The sequence below is a fragment of the Tardiphaga alba genome (assembly GCF_018279705.1).
GTDB classification, from domain to species: domain Bacteria; phylum Pseudomonadota; class Alphaproteobacteria; order Rhizobiales; family Xanthobacteraceae; genus Tardiphaga; species Tardiphaga alba.
In genome coordinates, this window is the sequence record NZ_CP036498.1 from 1,252,201 (window position 1) to 1,275,798 (window position 23,598).

19 protein-coding genes, 1 tRNA gene and 2 pseudogenes are annotated in these 23,598 nt (G+C 62.4%); 11 read left to right on the forward strand and 11 right to left on the reverse strand.

From position 1 onward, the window contains the following. Positions 1-41: 41 nt before the first annotated feature. The 4 genes and pseudogenes from otnI (at position 42) to RPMA_RS05925 (ending at position 6,818) form a co-directional block, all read left to right on the forward strand. Positions 42-824 carry a 2-oxo-tetronate isomerase gene (otnI, locus tag RPMA_RS05910; protein WP_211911964.1) on the forward strand — a complete coding sequence of 261 codons (783 nt, stop codon included), beginning with the start codon at positions 42-44 and terminating at the stop codon, positions 822-824. Then, positions 821-2,098, forward strand: coding sequence for a 3-oxo-tetronate kinase (gene otnK / locus RPMA_RS05915; RefSeq protein WP_211911965.1), 1,278 nt, complete (start codon positions 821-823; stop codon positions 2,096-2,098). Before otnI ends, otnK begins: the two co-directional genes overlap by 4 nt. A 313-nt stretch (positions 2,099-2,411) precedes the next feature. Next, positions 2,412-5,605: pseudogene (locus RPMA_RS05920) on the forward strand (efflux RND transporter permease subunit). Next, positions 5,595-6,818 (forward strand): efflux RND transporter periplasmic adaptor subunit, encoded by a 1,224-nt coding sequence (locus RPMA_RS05925; protein ID WP_211911966.1) that lies wholly within the window; start codon positions 5,595-5,597, stop codon positions 6,816-6,818. Before RPMA_RS05920 ends, RPMA_RS05925 begins: the two are co-directional and overlap by 11 nt. A 191-nt stretch (positions 6,819-7,009) precedes the next feature. On the opposite strand, the gene RPMA_RS05930 is transcribed toward RPMA_RS05925, so the two are convergent. Both RPMA_RS05930 and RPMA_RS05935 read right to left on the reverse strand, forming a co-directional pair. Further along, complete coding sequence (locus RPMA_RS05930) at positions 7,010-8,518, reverse strand: acetyl-CoA acetyltransferase (RefSeq protein ID WP_211911967.1); 1,509 nt, start codon at positions 8,516-8,518, stop codon at positions 7,010-7,012. Positions 8,519-8,535: 17 nt separating this feature from the next. Beyond that, the gene (locus RPMA_RS05935; RefSeq protein WP_211911968.1) at positions 8,536-9,669 is read right to left on the reverse strand and encodes a nitronate monooxygenase; all 1,134 of its coding nucleotides are present in this window, start codon (positions 9,667-9,669) and stop codon (positions 8,536-8,538) included. Between the two features lie 328 nt (positions 9,670-9,997). Here RPMA_RS05935 and RPMA_RS05940 point away from each other — a divergent pair, with 328 nt between their 5' ends. After that, a complete protein-coding gene (locus RPMA_RS05940) occupies positions 9,998-11,665 on the forward strand; it encodes a flavin-containing monooxygenase (RefSeq protein WP_211911969.1) in 1,668 nt (555 codons plus the stop codon). A gap of 91 nt (positions 11,666-11,756) precedes the next feature. Here RPMA_RS05940 and RPMA_RS05945 read toward each other — a convergent pair whose 3' ends face one another. After that, positions 11,757-12,539: an SDR family NAD(P)-dependent oxidoreductase gene (locus RPMA_RS05945; protein ID WP_211911970.1), complete on the reverse strand. Its 783-nt coding sequence runs from the start codon at positions 12,537-12,539 to the stop codon at positions 11,757-11,759. 159 nt (positions 12,540-12,698) lie between these two features. Here RPMA_RS05945 and RPMA_RS05950 point away from each other — a divergent pair, with 159 nt between their 5' ends. Genes RPMA_RS05950 through RPMA_RS05960 form a run of 3 tightly spaced genes read left to right on the forward strand, consistent with a single transcriptional unit; the run spans position 12,699 to position 14,859 of the window. Then, entirely contained in the window at positions 12,699-13,490 is a 792-nt protein-coding gene (locus RPMA_RS05950; RefSeq protein ID WP_211911971.1) for an enoyl-CoA hydratase/isomerase, read from the forward strand. Positions 13,491-13,493: 3 nt separating this feature from the next. Next, entirely contained in the window at positions 13,494-14,495 is a 1,002-nt protein-coding gene (locus RPMA_RS05955) for a phosphotransferase family protein (protein WP_211911972.1), read from the forward strand. A 1-nt stretch (position 14,496) separates the two neighbouring features. Further along, positions 14,497-14,859, forward strand: coding sequence for a DUF6285 domain-containing protein (locus tag RPMA_RS05960; RefSeq protein WP_211911973.1), 363 nt, complete (start codon positions 14,497-14,499; stop codon positions 14,857-14,859). Positions 14,860-14,946: 87 nt separating this feature from the next. On the opposite strand, the gene RPMA_RS05965 is transcribed toward RPMA_RS05960, so the two are convergent. Continuing rightward, on the reverse strand, positions 14,947-15,726 hold the full coding sequence (locus RPMA_RS05965) for an enoyl-CoA hydratase-related protein (protein ID WP_211911974.1): 780 nt from the start codon (positions 15,724-15,726) through the stop codon (positions 14,947-14,949). A 145-nt stretch (positions 15,727-15,871) separates the two neighbouring features. Between RPMA_RS05965 and RPMA_RS05970 the strand changes: the two are divergent. Next, positions 15,872-17,145, forward strand: a pseudogene (locus tag RPMA_RS05970) (acyl-CoA dehydrogenase family protein). Between the two features lie 63 nt (positions 17,146-17,208). On the opposite strand, the gene RPMA_RS05975 reads toward RPMA_RS05970, so the two are convergent. From RPMA_RS05975 to RPMA_RS05990, 4 genes are all read right to left on the reverse strand, one after another. Then, positions 17,209-17,844, reverse strand: a complete 636-nt coding sequence (locus RPMA_RS05975) for an HAD family hydrolase (RefSeq protein WP_211913450.1) — start codon at positions 17,842-17,844, stop codon at positions 17,209-17,211. 8 nt (positions 17,845-17,852) lie between these two features. After that, entirely contained in the window at positions 17,853-18,230 is a 378-nt protein-coding gene (locus RPMA_RS05980) for a TIGR02301 family protein (protein ID WP_211911975.1), read from the reverse strand. 73 nt (positions 18,231-18,303) lie between these two features. Continuing rightward, positions 18,304-18,726: an NUDIX hydrolase gene (locus RPMA_RS05985; protein ID WP_211911976.1), complete on the reverse strand. Its 423-nt coding sequence runs from the start codon at positions 18,724-18,726 to the stop codon at positions 18,304-18,306. 43 nt (positions 18,727-18,769) lie between these two features. Continuing rightward, positions 18,770-19,276, reverse strand: coding sequence for a hypothetical protein (locus RPMA_RS05990; RefSeq protein ID WP_211911977.1), 507 nt, complete (start codon positions 19,274-19,276; stop codon positions 18,770-18,772). A 60-nt stretch (positions 19,277-19,336) separates the two neighbouring features. Here RPMA_RS05990 and RPMA_RS05995 point away from each other — a divergent pair, with 60 nt between their 5' ends. Next, positions 19,337-20,095: an SOS response-associated peptidase gene (locus RPMA_RS05995; protein WP_211911978.1), complete on the forward strand. Its 759-nt coding sequence runs from the start codon at positions 19,337-19,339 to the stop codon at positions 20,093-20,095. Between the two features lie 4 nt (positions 20,096-20,099). Here RPMA_RS05995 and RPMA_RS06000 read toward each other — a convergent pair whose 3' ends face one another. The 3 genes from RPMA_RS06000 to RPMA_RS06010 are packed head-to-tail and all read right to left on the reverse strand — an operon-like array spanning position 20,100 to position 23,003. Continuing rightward, complete coding sequence (locus tag RPMA_RS06000) at positions 20,100-20,528, reverse strand: GNAT family acetyltransferase (protein WP_211911979.1); 429 nt, start codon at positions 20,526-20,528, stop codon at positions 20,100-20,102. Next, positions 20,525-21,982: an FAD-binding oxidoreductase gene (locus RPMA_RS06005; protein ID WP_211911980.1), complete on the reverse strand. Its 1,458-nt coding sequence runs from the start codon at positions 21,980-21,982 to the stop codon at positions 20,525-20,527. The genes RPMA_RS06000 and RPMA_RS06005 overlap by 4 nt, the downstream gene beginning before the upstream one ends. A gap of 37 nt (positions 21,983-22,019) precedes the next feature. Further along, a complete protein-coding gene (locus tag RPMA_RS06010) occupies positions 22,020-23,003 on the reverse strand; it encodes an L-threonylcarbamoyladenylate synthase (RefSeq protein ID WP_211911981.1) in 984 nt (327 codons plus the stop codon). Between the two features lie 85 nt (positions 23,004-23,088). Between RPMA_RS06010 and RPMA_RS06015 the strand changes: the two genes are divergently transcribed. Then, a tRNA-Pro gene (locus RPMA_RS06015) sits at positions 23,089-23,165 on the forward strand. The last annotated feature ends 433 nt before the right edge of the window (positions 23,166-23,598 follow it).

Below are 23,598 nucleotides of genomic sequence, written 5' to 3' on the forward strand. Positions count from 1 at the left end.
CGCTTCGCTCCTCGCAATGACGGCTGAAAGGACACTATAAAATGCCCCGTTTCGCCGCCAATCTCAGCATGATGTTCAATGAGCATCCATTCCTTGATCGCTTCGATGCCGCCGCCAAAGCCGGCTTTACCGCCGTCGAATTTCTCTTCCCCTACGAGCACAAGCCAGAAGAGGTGGCTCAACGCCTCGAACGCAATGGCCTGAAGCAGGTGCTGTTCAACCTTCCGCCCGGTGACTGGAATGCCGGTGAAAAAGGCTTTGCCGCGCGTCCGGAAAAATTCGACGATCTGCGCCAGAGCCTGCATACGGCCTTGCCCTATGCGGAAGCCACCGGCGTGCGCCGCCTGCACATGATGGCCGGCATTGCCGATCGCCACGATCCAAAAGCGGTGGACGCGTTCAAGAAGTCGATCGAATGGGCGGCGGATTTCGTCGGCGATCACGGCATCGACATCGTCATCGAGCCGATCAACGGCCGTGACGTGCCCGGCTATTTCCTCAACGATTTCATGTTCGCACGCGACATCATCACCGAGCTCGGCATTCCCAATGTCGGCCTGCAATTCGATATCTATCACTGCCAGATCCTGCATGGCGACGTCACCATGCGGCTGCGCGAGATGATGCCGATGATTGGCCATATCCAGATCGCCGGTGTGCCCTCGCGCAATGAGCCTGCCGGCGAGGAACTGAACTATCCGTTCCTGTTCGCCGAACTCGATCGGCTCGGTTACGACAATTATGTCGGTTGCGAATATCGCCCGGCCGGCGACACGGTGGCCGGTCTCGGCTGGTTCAAGCCCTATGCGGGAGTGAAAGTATGACGCTCGTGCTGGGCTGCATCGCCGACGATTACACTGGCGCCTCCGATCTCGCCAATACGCTGACGCGCAATGGTTTGCGGACCGTGCAGACGATCGGCATTCCGGCCGATGATCTGAAGCTGCCGGATGTCGATGCCGTCGTCGTGTCGCTGAAAAGCCGCTCGATCGCAGCAGGCGCTGCCGTCGAGAAATCGCGCGCGGCCGACAAATGGCTGCGCAGCCGCGGCGCGTCGCATGTGCTGTTCAAGATCTGCTCGACCTTCGACTCCACCGACAAGGGCAATATCGGCCCTGTCATGGATGCGCTGCGCACCGATGCTGGCGACAACATCGTGCTGGTCACGCCGGCGTTTCCGGAGACCGGTCGCACGGTTTATCAGGGCAATCTGTTCGTCGGCACTGTGCCGCTGAACGAGAGTCCGCTGAAGGATCATCCGCTCAATCCCATGCACGATTCCAATCTCGTGCGCGTGCTGGCGCGGCAGAGCGAGACCAATATCGGCCTGGTCGATCTCGGCATCGTTGCGAGCGGCGCCGATGTCGTGCGCTCGCATCTCGATGGCTTGTCGGAGAATGGCTTTGGGGCGGCTGTGATTGACGCCGTGTTCGCGAAAGATCTGGAAACCATCGGCACCGTTGCGCTCGATCATCGCGTATCCGTCGGCGCATCCGGCCTCGGGCTTGGCCTCGCGCGCGGGTTGGTCGCGTCCGGTCGCGTGAACGCGGATGCCGCCACCTCGCTGGCAGAAAAGCCGGTTGGCGGAGCTGCCGCCTGTCTCGCCGGCAGTTGCTCGCAAGCCACTTTGCAGCAGATCGCGAAGGCCGAACACGCCATGCCGGTCCTGCATCTCGATCCCGAGAAAGTGGTTGTCGGCAAGGAGGAGGTCCAGCGTGCCATGGCCTGGGCTAAGGAGCATCTCGGCAAGGGGCCCATCCTGATCGCGAGCAGTTCGACGACGGATCAGGTGACGCAGCTCCAGAAGCGGCACGGCCGCGACGCGGCTGGCCATGCCATCGAGCAGGCGATGGCCGATCTCGCCGAGGCGCTGGTGGGGGCAGGTGTCCGCCGCCTCATTGTGGCCGGTGGCGAGACGTCCGGCGCGGTGGTCGACAGGCTGGGCATTCCCGGCTTTCTCGTTGGCGCCGAAATCGCGGCCGGCGTGCCCGTGCTGCGCGCGGTTGGTGCTGGGCAGGGCGACATGGTGCTGGCGCTGAAATCCGGCAATTTCGGCGGCCCGGATTTCTTTGCGGATGCCCTGAAGCTGATGCCGTAGCCTTTGGTAATTCGCGCCTATGGAACGAGCGGAGGGCTGCCTGAATGAGCAGGCCACTGCCTTTCCCGAGCGCATTACAAATAGTTCATCTTGCTGCCGTGACGACAGCGCGATGACGATGATGAAAACCTCGTCTTTTTAAGCATAAAACTGTTGTGCCGGCGCCACGTTGGCGCTTCAAACAATTAACAATAGCGGCGAAGTGAAGGCCCATGAGCCTTCGTTCCATAGCCAATCTGTTGAAGTTGAGCTAAATCACGTGGCCGGAATTACGCTGCACCGCAGCAGCGCGCGGCTCGGAGACCGTCGATACATGATCTCGTTGGTGCGCATTGCTCTGACCAGGCCCTACACATTCGTCGTGTTGGCCTTGCTGCTTCTGATCGTCGGGCCGCTTGCTGCACTTCGCACACCCACGGACATTTTCCCGGAAATCCGCATTCCCGTCATCGGCGTGGTCTGGTCCTATACAGGCCTGCCGCCCGACCAGATGGCCGGCCGTATCACCACGCCGTTCCAGCGTTCGCTGACGACGACGGTGAACGACATCGAGCACATCGTCTCCAATTCCTATAACGGCTTCGGCATCGTCAAAATCTTCTTCCAACCGAATGTCGATATCCGCACAGCCAATGCGCAGGTCACTGCGATCTCGCAAACCCTGCTGAGGCAGCTGCCGCCGGGTGCCACGCCGCCGCTGATCATGAACTACTCGGCCTCCACGGTGCCGATCATCAATCTCGCGCTCTCGGGTGACGGGCTCAACGAACAGCAGCTGCAGGATATCGGCTTCAATCAGCTGCGCACCGCGCTGGTGACGGTGCCCGGCGCCGCGATCCCGTTCCCGTTCGGCGGCAAGCAGCGCCAGGTGACCATCGATCTCAATCCCGCAGCGCTGCAGGCGCGCGGGCTGTCGGGGCAGGATGTCGCCAACGCGCTGGCCGCGCAGAACCTGATCACGCCGGTCGGCACCCAGAAGATTGGCCAGTTCGAATACACCATCAATCTCAACAACGCGCCGCTCAAGATCGAGGAACTGGCCAATCTGCCGATCCGGCAGGTCAATGGCGCCATGGTCTATGTCGGCGACGTCGCCACCGTGCGCGACGGCAACTCGCCGCAGACCAATATCGTTCATGTGGATGGCAATCGGTCGGTGCTGATGCAGGTGCTGAAGGCGGGCTCGGTCTCCACGCTCGATATCATCGCCGGCCTGAAGAAGAAGGTGGAGGAAGTGCGCCCCGCGCTGCCGGACGCGCTGAAGATCGCCTATATCGGCGACCAGTCGATGTTCGTCGCCGGCGCGATCTCGGGTGTGGCGCATGAAGGCGTCATCGCCGCTGCGCTCACCTCGATCATGATCCTGCTGTTCCTCGGCAGCTGGCGTTCGACGGTGATCATCGCGGTGTCGATCCCGCTCGCCGTGCTCGGCGCCATCATCATGCTGTCGATGTTCGGCGAGACGCTGAACATCATGACGCTGGGGGGCTGGCGCTCGCGGTGGGCATTCTCGTCGATGACGCCACGGTGACCATCGAAAACATCAATTACCATCTCGAACAGGGCAAGGATGTCGAGACATCCATCATGGATGGCGCCGCGCAGATCGTGACGCCGGCTTTCGTCTCTCTGCTCTGTATCTGTATCGTCTTCGTGCCGATGTTCTTCCTCAACGGCATCGCAAAGTTCCTGTTCGTGCCCATGGCCATGGCGGTGATGTTCGCCATGATCTGGTCGTTCATCCTGTCGCGCACGCTGGTGCCGACCATGGCGATGTATCTGCTCAAGCCGCATGTGCATCATGAAGGCGAGAAGCCGCCGACACGCAATCCACTGGTCATGTTCCAGCGCGGCTTCGAGAACCGGTTCGAGAAGTTTCGCGCAGGCTATCACGGCCTGTTGCATCTCGCGCTGGGGCGACGTCCGATCTTCGTCACAGGTTTCTTGTTGGTCGTCGGAGCGTCATTCCTGCTGGTGCCGTTCCTCGGCCGCAACTTCTTCCCGCAGGTCGATGCCGGCAGCATCCTGATGCATGTGCGCGTGCAGGTCGGCACCCGCGTGGAAGAGACCGCCAATCAGCTGGCCGATATCCAGAAGGCGATCCGCGGCATCATTCCACCGAACGAGATCGAGACGATGACCGACAATATCGGTCTACCGGTCTCGGGCATCAACCTCACCTATAACAACACCGGCGTGCTCGGCAGCGCGGATGGCGACATCCAGATCAAGCTGCGTGACGGCCACCGGCCGACCGAGGAAGATGTGAAGCAGTTGCGCGAAAGACTGCCACGAGAATTCCCGGGCACCAGCTTCGCCTTCCTGCCCGCCGACATCGTCAGCCAGATCCTGAACTTCGGCGCGCCGGCGCCGATCGACCTGCAGATCCGCGGCAACCGCACGGTGGAGAACTATGCTTACGCCAACAAGTTGCTTGCCAAGGTAAAGATGATCCCGGGCATTGCGGATGCGCGCATCCAGCAATCGCCGAACAATCCCGGCTTCAACATCGATGTCGATCGCACCCGCGCGCAATATGTTGGGTTGACCGAGCGTGATGTGACCAACAGCCTGGTGGTCAATCTCGCCGGTTCCTCGCAGGTGGCGCCGACCTACTATCTCAATCCCGACAACGGCATCTCCTATTCGATCGTGATGCAGACGCCGCAATACAAGATGGATTCGCTGAATGCGCTGCAGACGCTGCCGATCACATCGGCCAGCGCCCAGGGCTCGCCGATCCTTGGCGGCATCGCGGATATCAAGCGCACCTCCACCAATGCCGTGGTGTCGCAATACGACATCCAGACCATGATCCAAATCTATGCGACGACCCAGGGCCGCGATCTCGGCTCGGTTTCCAACGACATCTATAAGGCCATTGAGGAAACCAAGGCCGAACTGCCACGTGGGTCCACCGTGGCGCTGCTCGGCCAGGTCGAGACCATGAACTCGTCCTTCGCGGGGCTGCTGTTCGGCCTGCTCGGTGCGGTCGTGCTGATCTACTTCCTGATCGTGGTGAACTTCCAGTCGTGGTCGGATCCGTTCGTGATCATCACCGCGCTACCGGCGGCACTTGCCGGTATCGTCTGGATGTTGTTCACCACGGAAACGACACTGTCGGTTCCCGCCCTCACCGGCGCGATCATGTGTATGGGCGTCGCTACCGCGAACTCCGTACTGGTGATATCCTTCGCCCGTGAGCGTTATGCCGTGCATGGCGATCCCATCAAGGCGGCGCTGGAAGCCGGCTTTACCCGGTTCCGCCCGGTTCTGATGACGGCGCTGGCCATGATCATCGGCATGGCGCCCATGGCTTTTGGCCTCGGCGAAGGCGGCGAGCAGAATGCGCCGCTTGGTCGCGCGGTCATTGGCGGCTTGATTTTTGCGACCATCGCTACATTGATGTTCGTGCCGGTCGTGTTCAGCCTTGTGCACAAAAAACAACAATCCGATCACCAGACTTCGGCCCATCCGGCCGCTTCGGAGCCTTCGCATGTCCACTGAGAAGACGCCCTCTGACCAGCAGACTGCCCCGGTCTCCCGCCGCAAGCTCGGCGTCGCCGGTGTGGTCGGCCTCGTCGTCGCTGGCAGCGTGGTCGTCACCGGCATCATGGCCCGGGCCAAGACGGATACGGAACTCAAGACCTGGACGGCTGAGCAGGCGATTCCGACGGTCGCCGTGGCGCTGCCAGGCAGCCGGCCGTTGAAGCCCACCCTGGACCTTCCTGGCCGCCTGGAGGCCTATTCCCGCGCGCCGATCTTCGGTCGCGTCTCCGGCTATCTGAAGAGCTGGGATGCCGATATGGGCGCGCAGGTGAAGGCCGGGCAGGTGATCGCTGAAATCGATGCGCCTGATCTCGACCAGCAGCTGCTGCAGGCCCGCGCCGATCTCGTCAGTCAGCAGTCCAGCGCCAAGCTGTCCGAAGCCACGCTGAACCGCCGCAAGACGCTGGTGGCCTCGAATTTCGTCTCCGCCCAAGAGATCGACGAGCGCACCGCGGACCTCAACAACAAGCGCGCCGCCGTGAAGTCCGGCGAGGCCAATGTGCAGCGCCTCGAGGCGCTGGCCGACTACAAGAAGATCACCGTGCCCTTCGACGGCATCGTCACCCAGCGCAATACCGATGTCGGTGCGCTGATCTCCGGCGGCACCGGCACGGGTGCTGCGATGTTCGTGATCTCCGACGTCAGCAAGCTGCGCGTTTATGTGGAAGTGCCGCAGAACTTTGCGCCCGCGGTCCAGATCGGCACCAAGGCGACCATCACCGTGCCGGATCACCCGAACGAGGTGTTCGAGGCCACGGTGGAAGCCTCCTCGCGCGCGGTGGATATCGGCTCCGGCACCACGCGCATGCAGCTTCGCCTCGACAATCCCGACGGCAAGCTGATGCCCGGCGGTTTCGCCAATGTGAAACTCGCGCTCACCGGCACCGCCGCGCCGCTGCATGTGCCGGCCAGCGCCCTGATCTTCGGCCAGAAGGGGCTTCGCGTCGCCACCGTGACGCCGGATGACCGCATCCTGTTCAAGAGCATCACCATCGCCCGCGACCTCGGCCGCGAGATCGAGATCGGCTCGGGTATCACCGCTGACGACCGCATCGTCACCGCGCCGCCGGATGGCCTGAACGACGGCGACAAGGTCCGCGTCACCGGCGGCCCCGCTGCCAAGGACGGCAAGCCGACGGCGGAGACGGAGAAGAAGGAAGTGAAGGGGTAGGAGTGGTCTCCCTCCCCCAAGCCGCGTAGCGGCGCAGCGGGGAGGGTGGCGCGTAGCGCCGGGTGGGGTCTATCCCCACGTGACGTCAGAGTGTGGGATAGACCCCACCCGTCTCGACGCTCGCTGAACGCTCACGTCGATCCACCCTCCCCGCTGCGCGCGGCTACGCCGCACTTGGGGAGGGAGAAGAACTACCCCACCTTCCACTCCAGCACCCCATCCCCTGCGGTGCTGACCTTGCCCTTCGCCCCCACCGGCGTCTTGTCCTGATCCATCAGCATCGCCAGCGTGCCCGCGTCATTGGCCGGCACCCTTGCCAGTGCTCGCTCATTTGCGGCCGTGCGAATAATCACCACGCCATGCTCGATCTCGCCGCCGCGGCCATAGATCACCGTAAAGCTCTCCACGGTGCCAATCCCCGACGCCTCGGTGACATAATTCGGCACCGGCCCGCGCGCACGGTCCGCTTCCGCCTGCACGTTGACGCTCTGCGCGATAGGCTCCGCGGGCATCTCCTTCGACACCACCAGCGCATGATGCTTGGTGACGAAGCCGCCTTGCGCATAGAGCAGGCCCGTCTTCGTGCCCGCGCGAATCTTGCGCACCATCGCGCAGGCGGCGTGCGCCATATAATCGTTCAGCGGCGCGCCGAAGAAGGTGAGGCCGCCCGCCACCGTCGGCATCACGTCTGCGCCAAGGCCAAGCGTGCGCCGGGCCATCTTCGGCACGCAGGGGAAGCAGCTATAGAGCTCGATCGCATCGAACGCCTTGCCCGAGCCTCCGACCAGCGCCATCACGGCTTTCAGCACCGCATTCTGGGCGTGGCTCTCCACATACTGGTCACGGTCGAGATAATCGCGCGGCTCCTCCGCCGAAGCGCCGCCGACGATATGCACCATGCGATCTTCCGGCACGCCCGCCGCGCGCGCCTTGGCGAGGCTGGCGACGAGGATCGCCGATGACTGGTTCACCATCGGATTGGCGACCATCAGCTTCGTGTAGGGCCAGGCGATCAGACGGTTGTCCGCCGTCGGTGTGGTGATCTCGTCCGGCGTAAAGGCCGTCTTGTTCCACGCTTCCGGATTGGTGGCGGCCACGCCGGCATAGCGCGACCAGAGCTCGCCGCTCTCGCGATGCGCCTCGCGTGGCGTCTGGCCCCAATGCGCGGCGGATGCGGCTTCATAGAATGGATACACCGTCACCGGCTTGTTGACGCCGAGCTTCACCGCCATCGGCTTCTGATAGTTGGAACCACGCAGCGGCTCCGGCGCATCATGCGCAAACGGCGTCCATGGCAGCTCGACTTTCGCGCGCTCGGCTTTGGTCGCCGTGCCTTGCGATTCCGCGCCGGTGATCGCGGCCACTTGGCTCTCGCCGCGCGCAATGCGCTGCGCTGCTTCATGGATGTAGCGGATCGGACTCTCGCCGCCGACCGGGCCGTAATAAGCGTGTTTTGGCGCGATACCGAGTTTCTCGCTGAGCTGCTTTTCCGGTGCCGTATAACGCCAGCTCAGAAAATTTACGATGTCGAGCGAGTCGATATCTTTCAACAGTTGGCCGCCCGCATCCTGCTCGGCGCGCTTCAGCGCTTCCATCATCAGGTCGAGCGGCTCGAGTCCTTGCGTCAGTTCCTTCGGGTGATCGGAGAACTCACCGACGCCGACGATGACGGGGATGCGATCTTCAGTTTGCTTGGTCATTGTTATTGCTCTTGCCTTTATTCCGAAACCAGCACGGAGAGGTGCTCCGCCGCCTCGGCAAAGTCCTCCTTGAATTCCTGCACAACTGCCCCCGCCGACCTGACGCTGTCAATCAGTCCGACGCCCTGGCCGACGAAATAGCTGACCAGATCACGCGCCTGCGCATTGCCGGCTGCAGCGGAACGATCGATGGACGCGAAGGCGTCGCGGCTGATCAGGCTCTGCAGCGGCATCGGCAGCGCGCCGGGGCTGTCCGGCCCGCGATCCCACGCATCGGTCCACACCGAGCGGAGCTGCCGCGCCGGCTTGCCGGTGCGCCCCTTGGAGCGGATCGCGTCGCGCGATGACGCCGCAATCATCTTCTCGCGAAAGATCTCCGATGTCTCGGACTCGGTTGTCGCGAGCCACACCGAGCCGGTCCACGCACCGGCCGCGCCCATCGCCATGCATGCGGCCATCTGCTTGCCGGTCATGATGCCGCCCGCCGCCAGCACCGGCACACTGCGGATCGGCTTGATGGCCTTGATCACCTCCGGCACCAGCACCATGGTCGAGACCTCGCCGCAATGGCCGCCGGCCTCGGTGCCTTGCGCGACAAGAATATCGACGCCCGCGGCGACCTGGCGGATCGCATGTTCCTTCGCGCCGACCAGCGCGGCCACGGGCACGCCATGCGCCTTGCCCATCTCGATCATCGCTTTCGGCGGCACGCCGAGCGCATTGGCGATCAGGCGAATGGGATGCCGGAATGAGACATCGAGCAGCCGCAGTGCTGTCTCGCCATCGAAAGGTTGCGGCTGATCGGCCGGGACTTCGGTGATCCTGAGATCCACGCCATATTTCTTCAGCAGAGTTTTCGTGAAATCACGATGCTCCGGCGTGATGCGGCGTTCCAGCGATTTCCAGGTGACGTCCTTTTCGCCAGCGGTGGAAATGTTTTCCGGGATCAGCACATCGATGCCGTAAGGCTTGCCGTCGACATGATCGTCGATCCATTTCAGCTCCTGCTCCAGCGTTTCCGGAGAATGTGCGGTGGCGCCGAGCACGCCAAAGCCGCCGGCACGGCTGACGGCGGCAACGACATCGCGGCAGTGGCTGAAAGCGAGCAAGGGAAATTCAATTCCCAACATACTGCAGATCGGGGATTTCATGGCGTGGCTCCCAGAAACATCATTGAAGCCGCTTCATGTGGCGGCATTGCGTGAGAGAGGCTAGCGGAAGGGGGCGGGGACGCAAGAGGCGCCGTATTCTCAACTGTCATCACCCGCGAAAGCGGGTGATCCAGTACACGGCGGCAGCAGTGATGAAACTCGGCTGACGGTGTCTACTGGATCGCCCGCTTTCGCGGGCGATGACAACTGAGCTCATTCCGCCCCACAAAATTCCACGCGTCAGCCTCCCGATTTCACCCTTGCGCTTTCACGCCCTACGGGAAATGCTGTCAGCAACAAGCAAAGCAAAAAATCCGGGAGTGAACTCATGGCCGCAGCGCAGCCGCAATCCGTCCAAACCCGAAGCGCAAATGCACCGGCCGATGTGGTCGTGGTCGGTGCCGGATTTTCCGGGCTCTATCTCTTGCACAAGCTCCGCGGTCTCGGCCTCAGCGTCAAAGTCTTCGAGCAGGGCGGCGATGTCGGTGGCACCTGGTATTGGAATCGCTATCCCGGCGCGCGCTGCGATGTCGAGAGCATGCAGTATTCATTCTCTTTCGATGAGGAACTGCAGCAGACCTGGGACTGGAGCGAACGCTACGCACCACAGCCGGAAATTTTGCGTTATGCCGGCCATGTCGCCGAGCGCTACGACCTGCGCCGAGACATCACGTTCAACACGCGCGTCGAGTCAGCGGTTTTCGATGAGCGTAAAAATAGCTGGACGGTGACGACATCGGATGGCGTCAGCACCAATGCGCAGCATGTCGTGCTCGCCACCGGCTGCCTGTCCAATGCGCGCTCGCCCGATTTCAAGGGCCTGAAGGATTTCAAGGGCAAGGTCTATCACACCGGAAGCTGGCCGCATGAGGAGGTGGATTTCACCGGCCTTCGCGTCGGCGTCATCGGTACCGGCTCATCCGCGATCCAGTCGATCCCGCTCATCGCCGATCAGGCCGATCAGCTTTACGTCTTTCAGCGTACCGCAAATTTCAGCGTGCCCGCGCGCAACGCCAAACTCACTGATGCCGAGCGTAAAGGCTTTCGCGATAACTACGCAGAAATCCGCCGCGTGGCGCGCGAGGAGATGAAGAACGGCATCTTTCAGCCTGTGCCGGATAGCGGTGCACTCGACGATTCCGAAGCGATACGCAGCGAGAAATACGAAGCACGCTGGACCTCGGGCGGCCTCACTTTCATGGGCGTCTACAACAATCTCGGTCTCGATCTCGCGGCGAATGATACGGCTGCCGGCTTCATCCGCGACAAGATCGCCGATATCGTCAAGGACCCGGAGACGGCACGTCTCCTGCAGCCGAACAGCCATCCCGTCGGCACCAAACGAATCTGCGTCGATACCGACTACTACACGACCTTCAACCGTCCGAATGTGAAACTGGTCGACATCAAGACCCATCCCATCGAGGAAGTCTTGCCCCATGCCGTGCGTACGGGCGGCAAGGATTATGAGGTGGATGCCCTCGTGCTTGCCACCGGCTTCGATGCGATGACTGGCTCGGTCGCCAAGATCGAGATTCGTGGCCGCAACGGCCAGACGCTGAACGACAAATGGGCGGAAGGGCCGCGCACCTATCTCGGCCTCATGAGCGCGGGCTTCCCGAACTTGTTCATCATTACCGGCCCGGGCTCGCCGTCGGTGCTGTCGAACATGCTGGTGTCCATCGAGCAGCATGTGGACTGGATCACTGATTGCGTCTCAGCGATGCGCAAGCGTGGTGTGGAGACCATCGAAGCAACGCGCGCGGCCGAGGACAAATGGGTCGATCACGTCAATGAGGTCGCCGCCGCGACGCTCTATCCGCAGGCGAATTCCTGGTACATGGGCGCCAACATCCCCGGCAAGCCCCGCATCTTCATGCCCTATATCGGCGGCGTCGGCGTTTACCGAAAAATCTGCGACGAGGTGGCGGCGAAGGGGTATGAGGGGTTTGAGATGGGAGTGGGCGAGGAGCAGCGGGAGAAGGCGAGCGCGTGATCACCGTCATTGCGAGGAGCGAAGCGACGAAGCAATCCAGCAAGCCAAGTGAAGAAAGAACTGGATTGCTTCGCTGCGCTCGCAATGACGACTAAAACGCCGTATAGCCGCCGTCGATCACGAACGTATCCGCGGTGTGATAGGACGACGCCTTGCTCATCAGGTAGACGGCGATGCCGCCGAAATCCGAGGGCTCGCCGAAGCGGCGCACGGGAATGCGCGGCATCACATTGGCGACGAACTTGTCATTGCCCATGATGCCCGCGGTCATGTCACTCTTGATCCAGCCCGGAAGGATCGCATTCGCGGTGACGCCCTGTCGCGCCAGTTCCACGGCCAGTGCGCGCACCAGCGCATTGATCGCCGCTTTGGTCGCCGCATAATGCTCGTTGCGCGCGGTGCCGAAGATCGAGGCGAGGCTCGATGTCGCCACCAGCCGGCCGAACTTGTCGCCGGCTTCGGCGCGTTCGGTCATGTGGCGCGCGGCCACCTGGAACGCGTGGAAGACGCCATCCAGATTGGTCGCGAACATGGTGCGCCATTGTTCTTCGGTGCGATCGATAAAATTGTGCCGTCCGCCGCCGCCGATGCCGGCATTGGCGAAGCAGCCATCGACGCGACCGAATGTCTTCAGCGTGGCGTCCATGGCTGACTTCACCGAGGCGGTATCGGTGACATCGCAGATCTGCGTTTGCACCTTTCCGGCGAGGCCGTCGAGACTCGCGGCGGCGGCCTTGTTCTTCTCGGCGTTGCGGCTCCAGATCGACACATTGCAGCCGGCCGCGGCCAGCGCCTGGGCGATGCCGAGACCGATACCACCATTGCCGCCGGTGACGACGGCCACGCGGCCGGAGAGGTCGAAGATATTGCTCATCGGTGTTTCCTCGTCTGGCGCAGGTTAAGCCTGCATCCCTGGTTGATCAGCTTTCCAATCGGAAGCATGGACAAGCGCGTCCGAAAAATCAAATATGCTCGCCAGTATTCAATAGCTCCCACACCGCGGAATAAAGCGCGGGTCCATCGCGAGGAAACAATGCAGTTCAAACACGTGACGCTCGATTTCGACGGCCAGGTCGCCATCCTCAAGCTCGATCATCAGGAGGTGATGAACGCCGTCTCCGTCGACATGCTCGGCGGTCTCGCCGAAGCGATGACGGAAATCGACGAGCGCCGCGACGATGTGCGCTGCCTGGTCATCACCGGCGCCGGCCGTGCGTTCTGCACCGGCGCCAATCTGCAGGGCCGCAACAATGGCGTGACGAAGCGCAACAGCGCCGGCGCAACGCTGGAGACAGCCTTCCATCCGTTCCTGCGCCGATTGCAGAACCTGCATTGCCCGATCATTACAGCAGTGAACGGACCGGCAGCCGGCGCCGGCATGAGCTTCGCGCTGATGGGCGATCTCATTCTGTGTGCAAAGTCGTCCTACTTCCTGCAGGCGTTCCGCCGCATCGGTCTGGTGCCGGATTGCGGTTCGACCTGGATCCTGCCGCGCCTGATCGGCAAGGCACGCTCGGTGGAACTGTCGCTGCTCGGCGAAAAGCTGCCAGCCGAAAAGGCGCTCGAATGGGGCCTCATCAATCGCGTCCATGACGATGCGGTGCTGATGGAAGAAGCGATGAAGCTCGCGCATGATCTCGCCAATGGCCCGACATTGGCATTGTCGCTGATCCGCACGCTATATTGGGAGAGCCAGGACAATACGTTCGAGGATCAGATCAATCTCGAAGTGAAGTCGCAGCGCATCGCCGGCAATTCGCCAGACTTCAAGGAAGGCGTCACCGCCTTCCTCGAAAAGCGCCCCGCGAAATTCACGGGAAAATAAGTCTTGAGCTCAGCTTCAGTCGCTGAGCTGCTGTCGCGCAGCGTCGCGTCGTGGTGCTCCGGCGCCACCGGCGTGGCGGATGCAAAACGTTTGTCCGGTGGCGCCAGCCAGGAAACGTGGTCTTTCGACATCATGCATCCCGGTGGCGTCATCGGCGCGATCCTGCGCCGTGCGCCACCCGGCTATGGCGCTGCGCCCGGCCGTGCGGCAGGACTCGATGCCGAAGCCGTGCTGATGCAACTGGCGCATGACGCAGGCGTGCCGTCGCCAAAGGTGCTGCATGTTTTGCAGCCGGCGGATGATCTCGGCACCGGTTTCATCATGCAGCGTGTCGCCGGTGAAACGATCCCGCGAAAAATTCTCCGCGACGATGAATTCGCCGCCGCGCGACCAAAACTGGCGCAGCAATGCGGAGAGATTCTCGCCGGCATCCATGGTTTGCCTGCTTCTGGTTTGCCGCAGCTGCGTCGGATGGATGCCGCAACGGAAATCTCCGAACTGCAGCAGGAGATCGACAATTTCGGCTGGCCGCGCCCGGTCTTCGAACTCGCTCTGCGCTGGCTGCGCGATCACGATCCCGGGCCGCCCGAGCGTGTCACGCTCGTGCATGGAGATTTCCGCCACGGCAATCTGATGATCGGCGCCGACGGCGTGCGCGCCGTGCTCGATTGGGAGCTCGCGCATCTCGGCGATCCCATGGAGGATCTCGGCTGGATCTGCGTCAACTCCTGGCGCTTTGGCGGGATCGACAAGCCTGTCGGCGGTTTCGGCGCTTATGATGATCTGTTTACCGGCTACGAAACGGCAAGCGGCATCAAGGTCGATCCTCAACGTGTAAAGTTCTGGGAAGTGATGGGCACGCTGCGTTGGGGCGTGATGTGCGTTGGCATGATGCAGCGGTTTCGCATCGGGCCGGATCATTCCATGGAGCGTGCGATGATCGGGCGGCGATCCTCGGAGACGGAGATCGATCTGCTCAGGCTCCTGGCGCCGCGGAGGTCATGAGATGCAAGATGAACCGAGGCCGGATGAACTGGTGAAGGCTGTCGCGGATTTTCTCCGCAACGATATCGCGCCGCAGATTTCCGGGCATGCCGGCTTTAAGCTACGCGTGGCAATCAATGCGCTGGAACTGGTGACGCGGCAATTGACAGATACGAGCGAAACAACAGAGCTGGAAAGCTTGAAAACGTTGCTCGGCGACGGCGGGCTGAAAGAGCTCAACCTGCGTCTCGCCGATCGCATCCGCAGCGGCGAGATCGATCTCGCCACGCCCGGTGTGCAGGAGCATCTGTGGCAGGCGACCCTGGCGAAGCTCAAGGTCGATCAGCCGAATTATGCCGCGTATAAACGCGAGGCAGAGAAGTAGTCGTCATTGCGAACGAAGCAATCCAGAGCCATGCGAACAGACTGGATTGCTTCGTCGCTTCGCTCCTCGCAATGACGAGTAAGCGTACTACTTCCCCTTCCAGTTCGGCTTGCGCTTCTCCGAAAACGCCTTTGGGCCTTCGACATAGTCTTCCGACGCCGCCATCGCTTTCACGGCGGGATAGTCCCGCTGTTCGGTGATTGCCTGTTCAAGCGAGACCGCCATACCCTTCTGGATGGCCTGCTTGGAGGCGCGGATTGACATCGGCGAGTTCTGGCAAATCGTCTCGGCCCAGCGCAGAGCGGCATTCAGCGCCTCGCCCTGCGGCACCACTTCATTGACGAAGCCGAGCTCATAGCCCTCCTGCGCTTTCACGTGACGTGCGGTGAGGATCATGCCCATGGCGCGCTTCATGCCGATCTGGCGCGGCAGGCGCTGCAGGCCGCCGGCCAATGCGGCGAGGCCGACGCGCGGCTCGGGCAGTGCGAAGGTCGCGTTCTCCGCGGCGATGATGAGGTCGCAGGCCAGCGCGATTTCAAACCCGCCGCCCATGGCGACGCCGTTGACGGCGGCGATGATCGGCTTGTCGCAATCGAAGCGCGCGGTCAGGCCGGCGAAACCCGATGTGTTCCAGCCGCGCTTGCCGCCGGCCGCCTGCCATTTCAGGTCATTGCCGGCGCAGAATGCCTTGTCGCCGGCGCCGGTGACGACGGCGACCCACTGGTCCGGATCGTTCGCAAATTCGTTGAACACCTCATGCAGCTCGTTATGCGCATCGGTGTGCAGTGCGTTGTACACTTCGGGGCGCGACAGCGTGACGATGGTGATCGGGCCCTTGCGGGTGACGGTGGAGAATTGCAGAGCCATGGCGGCCTCCCGGTTGTGAGTGCGGTGTTTTTCGTTGCGCAGAATTTTCGCGCGGCGTGCCCGCGCTTGACTTGGCCACACGATGCCATCTTAATCGCCCGATTAACAAGAGCAACAAAGCTCGAAAAACATCGGGAGCAGCGCCGTGGATTTCTCCTTGCCGGCCGATCTGGTCGCCTATCTCGCCGAACTGGATTCCTTCATTCTCCGCGAGATCAAGCCGCTTGAAGAACAGGATGACAATATCCGCTTCTTCGATCACCGCCGCGAATGGGCGCGCACCGATTTCGACAATGGCGGTCTGCCGCGTCATGATTGGGAAAAGCTGCTGCGCGAAGCAAAGAACCGCGCCGACGCCGCCGGCCATCTGCGCTTCGCAATCCCCAAGCGCTATGGTGGCAAGGATGGCAGCAATCTCTGGATGGCGGTGATCCGCGAGCATTTCGCCACCAAGGGCCTCGGCCTCCACAATGATCTGCAGAACGAACATTCCATCGTCGGCAATCTGCCGCTGGTGACGATGCTGGATAGCTATGGCCGTGACGACCAGAAAGAGATGATCGAGGGCTCGATCACCGGCAAATATCGCATCACCTTCGGTCTGACAGAACCGGAGCATGGATCCGATGCCACGCATATGGAGACGAGGGCTGTCGAAGCCACGCGCGATGGCGTCAAGGGCTGGCTGATCAATGGCGAGAAGATGTGGACCACGGGCATGCATGTGGCCACGCATTGCGCGCTGTTCGCACGCACGTCGGGCAAGGATGGCGATGCGCGCGGCATCACCTGTTTCCTCGTGCCGGCAAAGGCTGACGGCGTGAAGGTCGAGGAATATCTGTGGACCTTCAACATGCCGACGGATCATCCGCGCGTGTCGTTCACCGATGTGTTCGTCCCGGAGGATGCGTTGTTCGGCGAGATCGGCCGCGGTCTGTCGCTGGCGCAGTGTTTCGTGCACGAGAACCGTATTCGCCAGGCTGCTAGTTCGTTGGGGCGGCGGTCTATTGCATCAATGAAAGCGTGAAATATGCGCGCGAACGAAAGCCTTTCGGCGAAGATCTCGCACGCAACCAGGGCATCCAGTTTCCGCTGGTGGAGTTGGCGACGCAGGCCGAGATGCTGCGCCTTCTGATCCGCAAGACGGCGTGGGAGATGGATCAGCTCACCCAGGCGCAGGTCGAGCATACGCTGTCGGACAAGGTGTCCATGTGTAACTACTGGGCCAACCGGCTGTGCTGTGAATCCGCAGATCGCGCGATGCAGGTGCATGGCGGCATGGGCTATTCGCGCCACAAGGCGTTCGAACACATCTATCGCCACCACCGCCGCTATCGCATCACCGAAGGCAGCGAGGAGATCCAGAAGCGCAAGGTGGCGGGATTTTTGTTCGGCTATATGGGGGCCAACAAGCACTGAGGCTGTAGGATGGGTAGAGCGCAGGCGCGAAGCGTCGTAGCGAAACCCATCCTACGGTTGGAGCTAGTCGATTAGCGCCGGAATCTCTCCAGGCGCCGCCACCAGGTGCTTGGCGCCGGCTTCCGTTAGTTCGCTGCGTCCGCCATAGCCATACAAGGCGCCGATCGCCGCGATGCCGTTATTGGCGGCGCCGATCACGTCATGCTTGCGGTCGCCGATCATGATCGCGCGCGCGGGATCGGTGTCCGTCTCATTGAGCGCGTAGCGCAGCAGGTCACTTTTATCGACGCGCGTGCCATCCAGCTCCGAGCCGAACACGCGCGTAAAATAAGAGCGTAGCCCGAAATGGTCGATGATGCGGTCGGCGAAAACATGCGGCTTGCTGGTGGCGACGAACAGCGGGCGGCCGGATGCGTGCAGCGTCTCCAGCACGGCCGGGATGCCGTCATATAGCGTGTTCTCGAACAGGCCGACGGTGCCGAAACGTTCGCGGTAGAGTTCGACGCCGCGGTCGGCATGTTCTTCACCGCCGAGCAGCGACACGAAACTGGCGCGCAGCGGCGGGCCGATGCACCAGGTCAGTTCGTCCTGCGTCGGCACGGGAATATCGAGTTTGCCGAGGGCATACTGGATCGAGCCGGTGATGCCGATCTTGGGATCGCTCAGCGTGCCGTCGAGATCGAAGAAGATGGTGTCGATGTTGCGCATCAGTTGGCATATCTCGCGGTGAGGTCGCGTGAGATCCGCGCGCCTTCCTCGACATGGCGACGGATCGCCGTATTCGCAGCCGGTGTACAGGTGCGGTAGGTCTGCTGGAAACCGTTATAGCCGCGGTTGAAGGCGGCAATCATCCGGGCGCGGCGTTCGCCCGAAGGAGTCTCGGCATCCACGAGCGCCTGCATTTCGGCGCGCCATTTGTTGCCTTCGTTGTTGCCGCAGATGCCGCGCAGATAGTGCAGGGCGCCAAGAATCTCGGACATCCGCTGCAGTTCGCCATCGAACGGCGCGGCGCCGTCCTGCGCGCGGGCGGGAAGCGCTGCGGTCGCTGCTGCGACGATCAGGATGGCGAGGAATTGCTTGCGCATGATGGATCCAGGGACCGGGCTGATATGCCCCGTCAACGCGTTCGAAGCAAGGCAGAGGGCCGTTTCGGCCCGATCAGCCGCCCACCAGATCTTCGGCCATGGCCAGGATTGCGGCCAGTCCATCGGTGGTTTTGTACTGGCCGATATCCGCAGGCGCGACCCACTGGAAGTCGTCCAGCTCATCGTTCAGTTCGGGCTCGCCTTCCACCCAGCGCGCCGCAAAGGACATGATCAGATAGTGTCCGGCCACCTGCGCGTTCGGCAATACCTCGCGGAAACCGGAGAGGCCGACGAGGTCGATGACGAGGCCGGTCTCCTCCATCACCTCGCGGGCGAGCGCCACGGCAAGCGATTCGCCGAATTCGACCCTTCCACCGGGAAGCGAATAAACCCCCTTGGCGGGCGAGCGGGCACGGCGCACCAGCAGCACCTTGCCGTCGCGGAAGATCGCGGCGCTGGTGGCGAGTTGGGGATGGGTGGGCTGAGCGATGGTCACGCGATCATTGCTAGCAAGTCGCGACGGACAAGTCACGCACAGGTCATTGCGCCATGATGCTGTCGACGTCGGATTCCTGGTCGCGGCCGTTGATAACGCCGCCGGCGCTGCCGACCATCGGCTTGACCCAGCCGGCCGCCTGTTCGGCGAGTTTGGCGCGTGTCGCGTCCTGCTGCACCTGACGCATGGCGTCGCCGACCGTGGTCAGGATCTGCGTCATGTTGGCGACGATGCCATCGAATTCGGCGCGAACCGCGGGCTGCGCTGCCTCATAGGCTGCGATGGCGAGATCGCGTCCGGTGAAGTTGGATTTGATGAAGTGCTCGGCATAGCTGAGCGGCTGCCATTCGAGGAAGAGCTCGTAACAGTCCGGCATGTCCGGAATCAGTTCGAGAAGCATGATCGCTTCATTGAAGTGATTCAGATAATCGGTAGCGAGGCCGGTGCGGGGATTGATGTTGGCAGCGGCCAGCACTTCGGCAGACGCCGGTAGACCCGTGCCTGCGCTGTCCCAATCCTGTTGCGCCGGTTGAAGGGCCGTCATGCTCATGTTTCGCACTGTTAGCGGTTTCGGTTAAAACCGCCTGAAGAGTCAGGGCTTGCGATTGAAATGTGTGGTCGGTTCGTCATTACATCTGCGCCAGAAGCGTTGCGACGGGTATTTGGCTACACAGCACAGCCGAATTTCCCGCCACGTCACAACATCGCGCCGACGCAGCCAATTCCTGTCGTCATCGTCGAAAACGAGATTCGCCATTTTCGGTTGATGCGCTGGGGCTTGTTGCCGTCCTGGGTGAAGGACCCGCGTAAGTTTACATTGCTGATTAATGCACGTTCCGAAACCATTCAAGAAAAGCCGGCCTTCAAATACGCGATTCGCCGTCGCCGCTGCCTGATTCCGGCAGACGGCTATTACGAGTGGCAAAGTCGCGGTGAACGGAAACAACCGTATTTTATTTATCCGCGCGCGGGTGGCCCGATCGGTTTCGCGGGCCTCGCCGAAACATGGATGGGCCCCAATGGTGAGGAGATGGACAGCGTCGCCATCATCACCGCGGAAGCAAGCACCGGCATGTCGGTGCTGCATCATCGCGTCCCGGTGACGATTGAGGCTGATCAATTTGGCCAGTGGCTCGATTGCCGAAGCGATAGCGCGGCCGACGTGATGACATTGCTCAAGCCGCCGTCCGACGGGACATTCGCATGGCATCCGGTGTCGTCCGCGGTCGGCAGGGTCGCGATCGATGAGCCGCAACTACTCCTTCCCATTTCGGATGAGGACATGGCGGAGGCCGACAAGCCGCGGCAGAAAGCGGTTCGCAAGGTCGCTGCAGCGTCGAACGATGACGGGCAGGGGTCGCTGTTCTAGACGCTCACGGCGTGGCCGGCCGTCCATCGAGCCACTTTGCGTAGATCACGCGGTCCTGCTCGGCATAACCGAGCTGCTCGTAGAACTTCTGCACCTTGGTATTGTCGGAGCGCACGAGCAGCATCAGCTTTTCGATGCCTTTTGCGCGCAACCAACCTTCGGCGGCCTGCATGATACCGCGGCCCAGGTCCTTGCCTTGATGGTCGGGATCGACCGCGACGTAATAGACCCAACCGCGATGGCCATCATGGCCGACCAGCACGGACGCCACGATGGCATCGCCGTCGCGTCCGACCAGCACGTCGGAATTCTCGTCGCGACGTGCGAGCGCAATGTCGGCGGCGGAATCGTTCCAGGGCCGCGCCAGATTGCAGCGCTGCCAGAGATCGACGACGGCGGGAATGTCGGCGTCGACGAGCGGTGTCACCTTCATGGCTTCACCGGCAGCAGTACCTTGCCCGGATTGAGAATGTTGAGCGGGTCGAGCATCGCCTTGAAGCCACGCATCAGCTCCATGGCGACAGGATCCTTCACGCCCGGCAGATCGGCCGCCTTGAGCTGGCCGATGCCGTGTTCGGCGGAAATCGAGCCGCCCATACGCAGCACCACTTCGAACACGACGTCGCTGACATCGTGCCAGCGCGCGAGGAAGTTTTCGCGGCCGGCTTTGTCGCCGAGCGTCTCGGACGGCTGGCTGACATTGTAGTGGATGTTGCCATCGCCGAGATGGCCGAACGGCACCGGGCGCGCGCCGGGCATCACTTTGGCAACGGCTGCATTGGCTTCGGCGATAAAGGCCGGCACGGCTGCGACCGGCACCGAGATATCGTGCTTGATCGAGCCGCCTTCGGGCTTCTGCGCCGGCGAGATTTCTTCGCGCAATTTCCAGAATGCCTGGCGCTGCGAAATGTTCTCGGCAATAGCGGCGTCGTCAACGATGCCCTCTTCGAAACCCTGCTCGAGAATCGACTCCAGCGTCGCGCGCGCATCGTCGCGGCCGGACGACAATTCCATCAGCACGTACCAGTCATGTTTGCTGGTGAGCGGATCGCGGATGCCGATGCCATGGCGCACGCTGAAATCCACGGCGATATGCGCGATCAGTTCGAAGCTCGTGAGATTGCCGCCGGCCTGGGAGCGCGAGATGCCGAGCAGCTTCAATGCATCTTCCGGCGACTTCAACCCGACAAATGCGGTCTCTACGGCACGTGGCTTCGGAAACAGTTTCAGCGTCGCCGCGGTGATGATGCCAAGCGTGCCTTCCGCGCCGATAAAAATGTTGCGCAGGTCGTAGCCGGTATTGTCCTTCTTCAGCTTCGACAAGCCATTGAGAATGCGGCCATCGGCCAGCACGACTTCGAGGCCGAGCGCCATTTCGCGGGCGACGCCGTAAGCCAATGCAGTGGTGCCGCCGGCATTGCTGGAGAGATTGCCGCCGATGGTGCAGCTGCCTTCCGAGCCGAGCGAAAGCGGGAACAGGCGATCGGCCTCGGCGGCGCGCTGCTGGGCGATCTGCAGCACGAGACCGGCTTCGGCAGTCATGGTGTTCGACGAGGTGTCGATCTCGCGGACCTTGTCCATACGGCGCATCGACAGCACGACTTCACCGCCATAGGGCGTCTGGCCGCCGACCAGGCCGGTGTTGCCGCCTTGCGGCACGATGGCGGTGCGGGTCTCGGTGGCGAGCTTGCAGATCGCGGCGACTTCCGCGGTCGAGCCGGGGCGCAGCACCAGCGGCGAGGTGCCGGTGAATAGGTTGCGATCCTCGGTGACATAGGCATGCACGTCGGCCTGGTCGGTGATCGCGTATTTGTCGCCGACGATGGAACGGAAGCGGGCAATGGTGTCGGGCGAGAGCGGCGCCGGCTTCGGGGGTACGAAATTCATGGACAGTCCCTAACGCGTTTCTTGATCTTGAATCCGGTTACACGGCGGCGCGGCGCAGCCGGTCGTTGATGGCTTCGCCGAGGCCGTGATGCGGCACCGGCATCACTGCGATGGCGGCGGCGCCCACGGCATCGAGCGCGCGAAGATAACCGAAAAGATTGGCCGCGGCTTCCCCGAGATCGCCGTCTTTCGACAGGTTCATCACGGCCGCGGCGTGCTCGATCCCGGTGAGCGTGGCCGCGCCGAATGCGAGCAGGGCCTCGCCGGGCTCCACATGGCCGGCCATCAGTCGCACCGGCGTGCGCGGCGCGTAATGTGAGGCCAGCATGCCCGGAGCGAGCGGTTGATGATTGTCAGTTGCCGGCTCTTCCGGCGGCCGTGCCAGTGCCACGCCGAGCACCCGCTCGATGGCTTCGCGCGGCAGCCCGCCGGGCCGCAGCAGCATCGGCTGTTCAAAGCAGCCGACGATGGTGGATTCGACGCCCACCTCCACCGGCCCACCATCGACGATCATGTCGATCCGGCCGTCGAGATCGGCTTTCACATGGGCCGCCGTGGTCGGCGACACATGGCCGGAGATATTGGCCGAGGGCGCCACCACGGCGCCGCCAAAGGCCTGCAGCAGGGCATGGGCGACCGGATGATCCGGCACCCGGATCGCCACCGTATCGAGCCCGGCCGTGGCCAGATCCGACACCGGGCAGTTTTCCAATTTGGGCAGCACCAGCGTCAACGGCCCCGGCCAGAACGCCTCGGCCAGCGCCAGCGCACGCGCATCGAAGCGCGCGATCTGCCTGGCCGCAGCGAGGTCCGCCACATGGGCGATCAGCGGATTGAAGCTCGGCCGGCCCTTGGCCTCGTAGATGCCTGCCACCGCCCGCGGATTGGCCGCATCGGCGCCGAGCCCGTAGACCGTCTCGGTCGGAAACGCCACCAGGCCACCCGCGCGCAGGCAGCCGGCCGCCTCCGCAATGGCGCGGTCGGTGGTGTCGGCAATCCGGGCGGTGAGGGCCACTTGCATGGCTGGTCCTTAATAAAAATGTCGTCTGCTTCATACAGGGGTTCTTGCGGTCTGCGAAACCCGTCGCTATACAGCCGGCTCTTGTCGGAGTGTGGCTCAGCCCGGTAGAGCACTGCGTTCGGGACGCAGGGGTCGCAGGTTCGAATCCTGCCACTCCGACCATGAAATCATTGAAGTTTTCCGGACTTCAGGCGAGTCGCCAGCGAATCTGGCGACGGGGGTTCCGACCTAGACCGGCGCGACGCGCCGTGCAAAATGTCCGGAAAATGGCGATCCCGTCTGGAGCGGATTCCAGGACTCCTTTCAAACCAGCAATCCTCCAATCGACCGCTTGTGGCGTGCCCATGCGCGCGACCGTTCGATGCTTCATTCGTTTGCTTTCAACCGCACCAGGCACGCCCGATCGCCCAACGCTGGCGATTTCGCTGCTGTTGCAGGACTGTCATCCTGACGTCATCGATCGGGTGGAATAGATCGGCCGAAAATTGTTGGTTCTGCAATGGCTTCCGCAGCAATCGTAGGCTGCGCGACCGCTGGTTGGCCAAGACTGTGGAATTCAATGACTGCCGAACTCGATATGCGCGATGTGTACCGT

Excerpts from the sequence above, each read along its gene's own strand:
- otnI (WP_211911964.1), top strand. The coding sequence starts at position 42 with ATGCCCCGTTTCGCCGCCAATCTCAGCATGATGTTCAATGAGCATCCA.
- otnK (WP_211911965.1), top strand. The coding sequence starts at position 821 with ATGACGCTCGTGCTGGGCTGCATCGCCGACGATTACACTGGCGCCTCC.
- RPMA_RS05925 (WP_211911966.1), top strand. The coding sequence starts at position 5,595 with ATGTCCACTGAGAAGACGCCCTCTGACCAGCAGACTGCCCCGGTCTCC.
- RPMA_RS05930 (WP_211911967.1), bottom strand. The coding sequence starts at position 8,518 with ATGACCAAGCAAACTGAAGATCGCATCCCCGTCATCGTCGGCGTCGGT.
- RPMA_RS05935 (WP_211911968.1), bottom strand. The coding sequence starts at position 9,669 with ATGAAATCCCCGATCTGCAGTATGTTGGGAATTGAATTTCCCTTGCTC.
- RPMA_RS05940 (WP_211911969.1), top strand. The coding sequence starts at position 9,998 with ATGGCCGCAGCGCAGCCGCAATCCGTCCAAACCCGAAGCGCAAATGCA.
- RPMA_RS05945 (WP_211911970.1), bottom strand. The coding sequence starts at position 12,539 with ATGAGCAATATCTTCGACCTCTCCGGCCGCGTGGCCGTCGTCACCGGC.
- RPMA_RS05950 (WP_211911971.1), top strand. The coding sequence starts at position 12,699 with ATGCAGTTCAAACACGTGACGCTCGATTTCGACGGCCAGGTCGCCATC.
- RPMA_RS05960 (WP_211911973.1), top strand. The coding sequence starts at position 14,497 with ATGCAAGATGAACCGAGGCCGGATGAACTGGTGAAGGCTGTCGCGGAT.
- RPMA_RS05965 (WP_211911974.1), bottom strand. The coding sequence starts at position 15,726 with ATGGCTCTGCAATTCTCCACCGTCACCCGCAAGGGCCCGATCACCATC.
- RPMA_RS05980 (WP_211911975.1), bottom strand. The coding sequence starts at position 18,230 with ATGCGCAAGCAATTCCTCGCCATCCTGATCGTCGCAGCAGCGACCGCA.
- RPMA_RS05990 (WP_211911977.1), bottom strand. The coding sequence starts at position 19,276 with ATGAGCATGACGGCCCTTCAACCGGCGCAACAGGATTGGGACAGCGCA.
- RPMA_RS05995 (WP_211911978.1), top strand. The coding sequence starts at position 19,337 with ATGTGTGGTCGGTTCGTCATTACATCTGCGCCAGAAGCGTTGCGACGG.
- RPMA_RS06000 (WP_211911979.1), bottom strand. The coding sequence starts at position 20,528 with ATGAAGGTGACACCGCTCGTCGACGCCGACATTCCCGCCGTCGTCGAT.
- RPMA_RS06005 (WP_211911980.1), bottom strand. The coding sequence starts at position 21,982 with ATGAATTTCGTACCCCCGAAGCCGGCGCCGCTCTCGCCCGACACCATT.
- RPMA_RS06010 (WP_211911981.1), bottom strand. The coding sequence starts at position 23,003 with ATGCAAGTGGCCCTCACCGCCCGGATTGCCGACACCACCGACCGCGCC.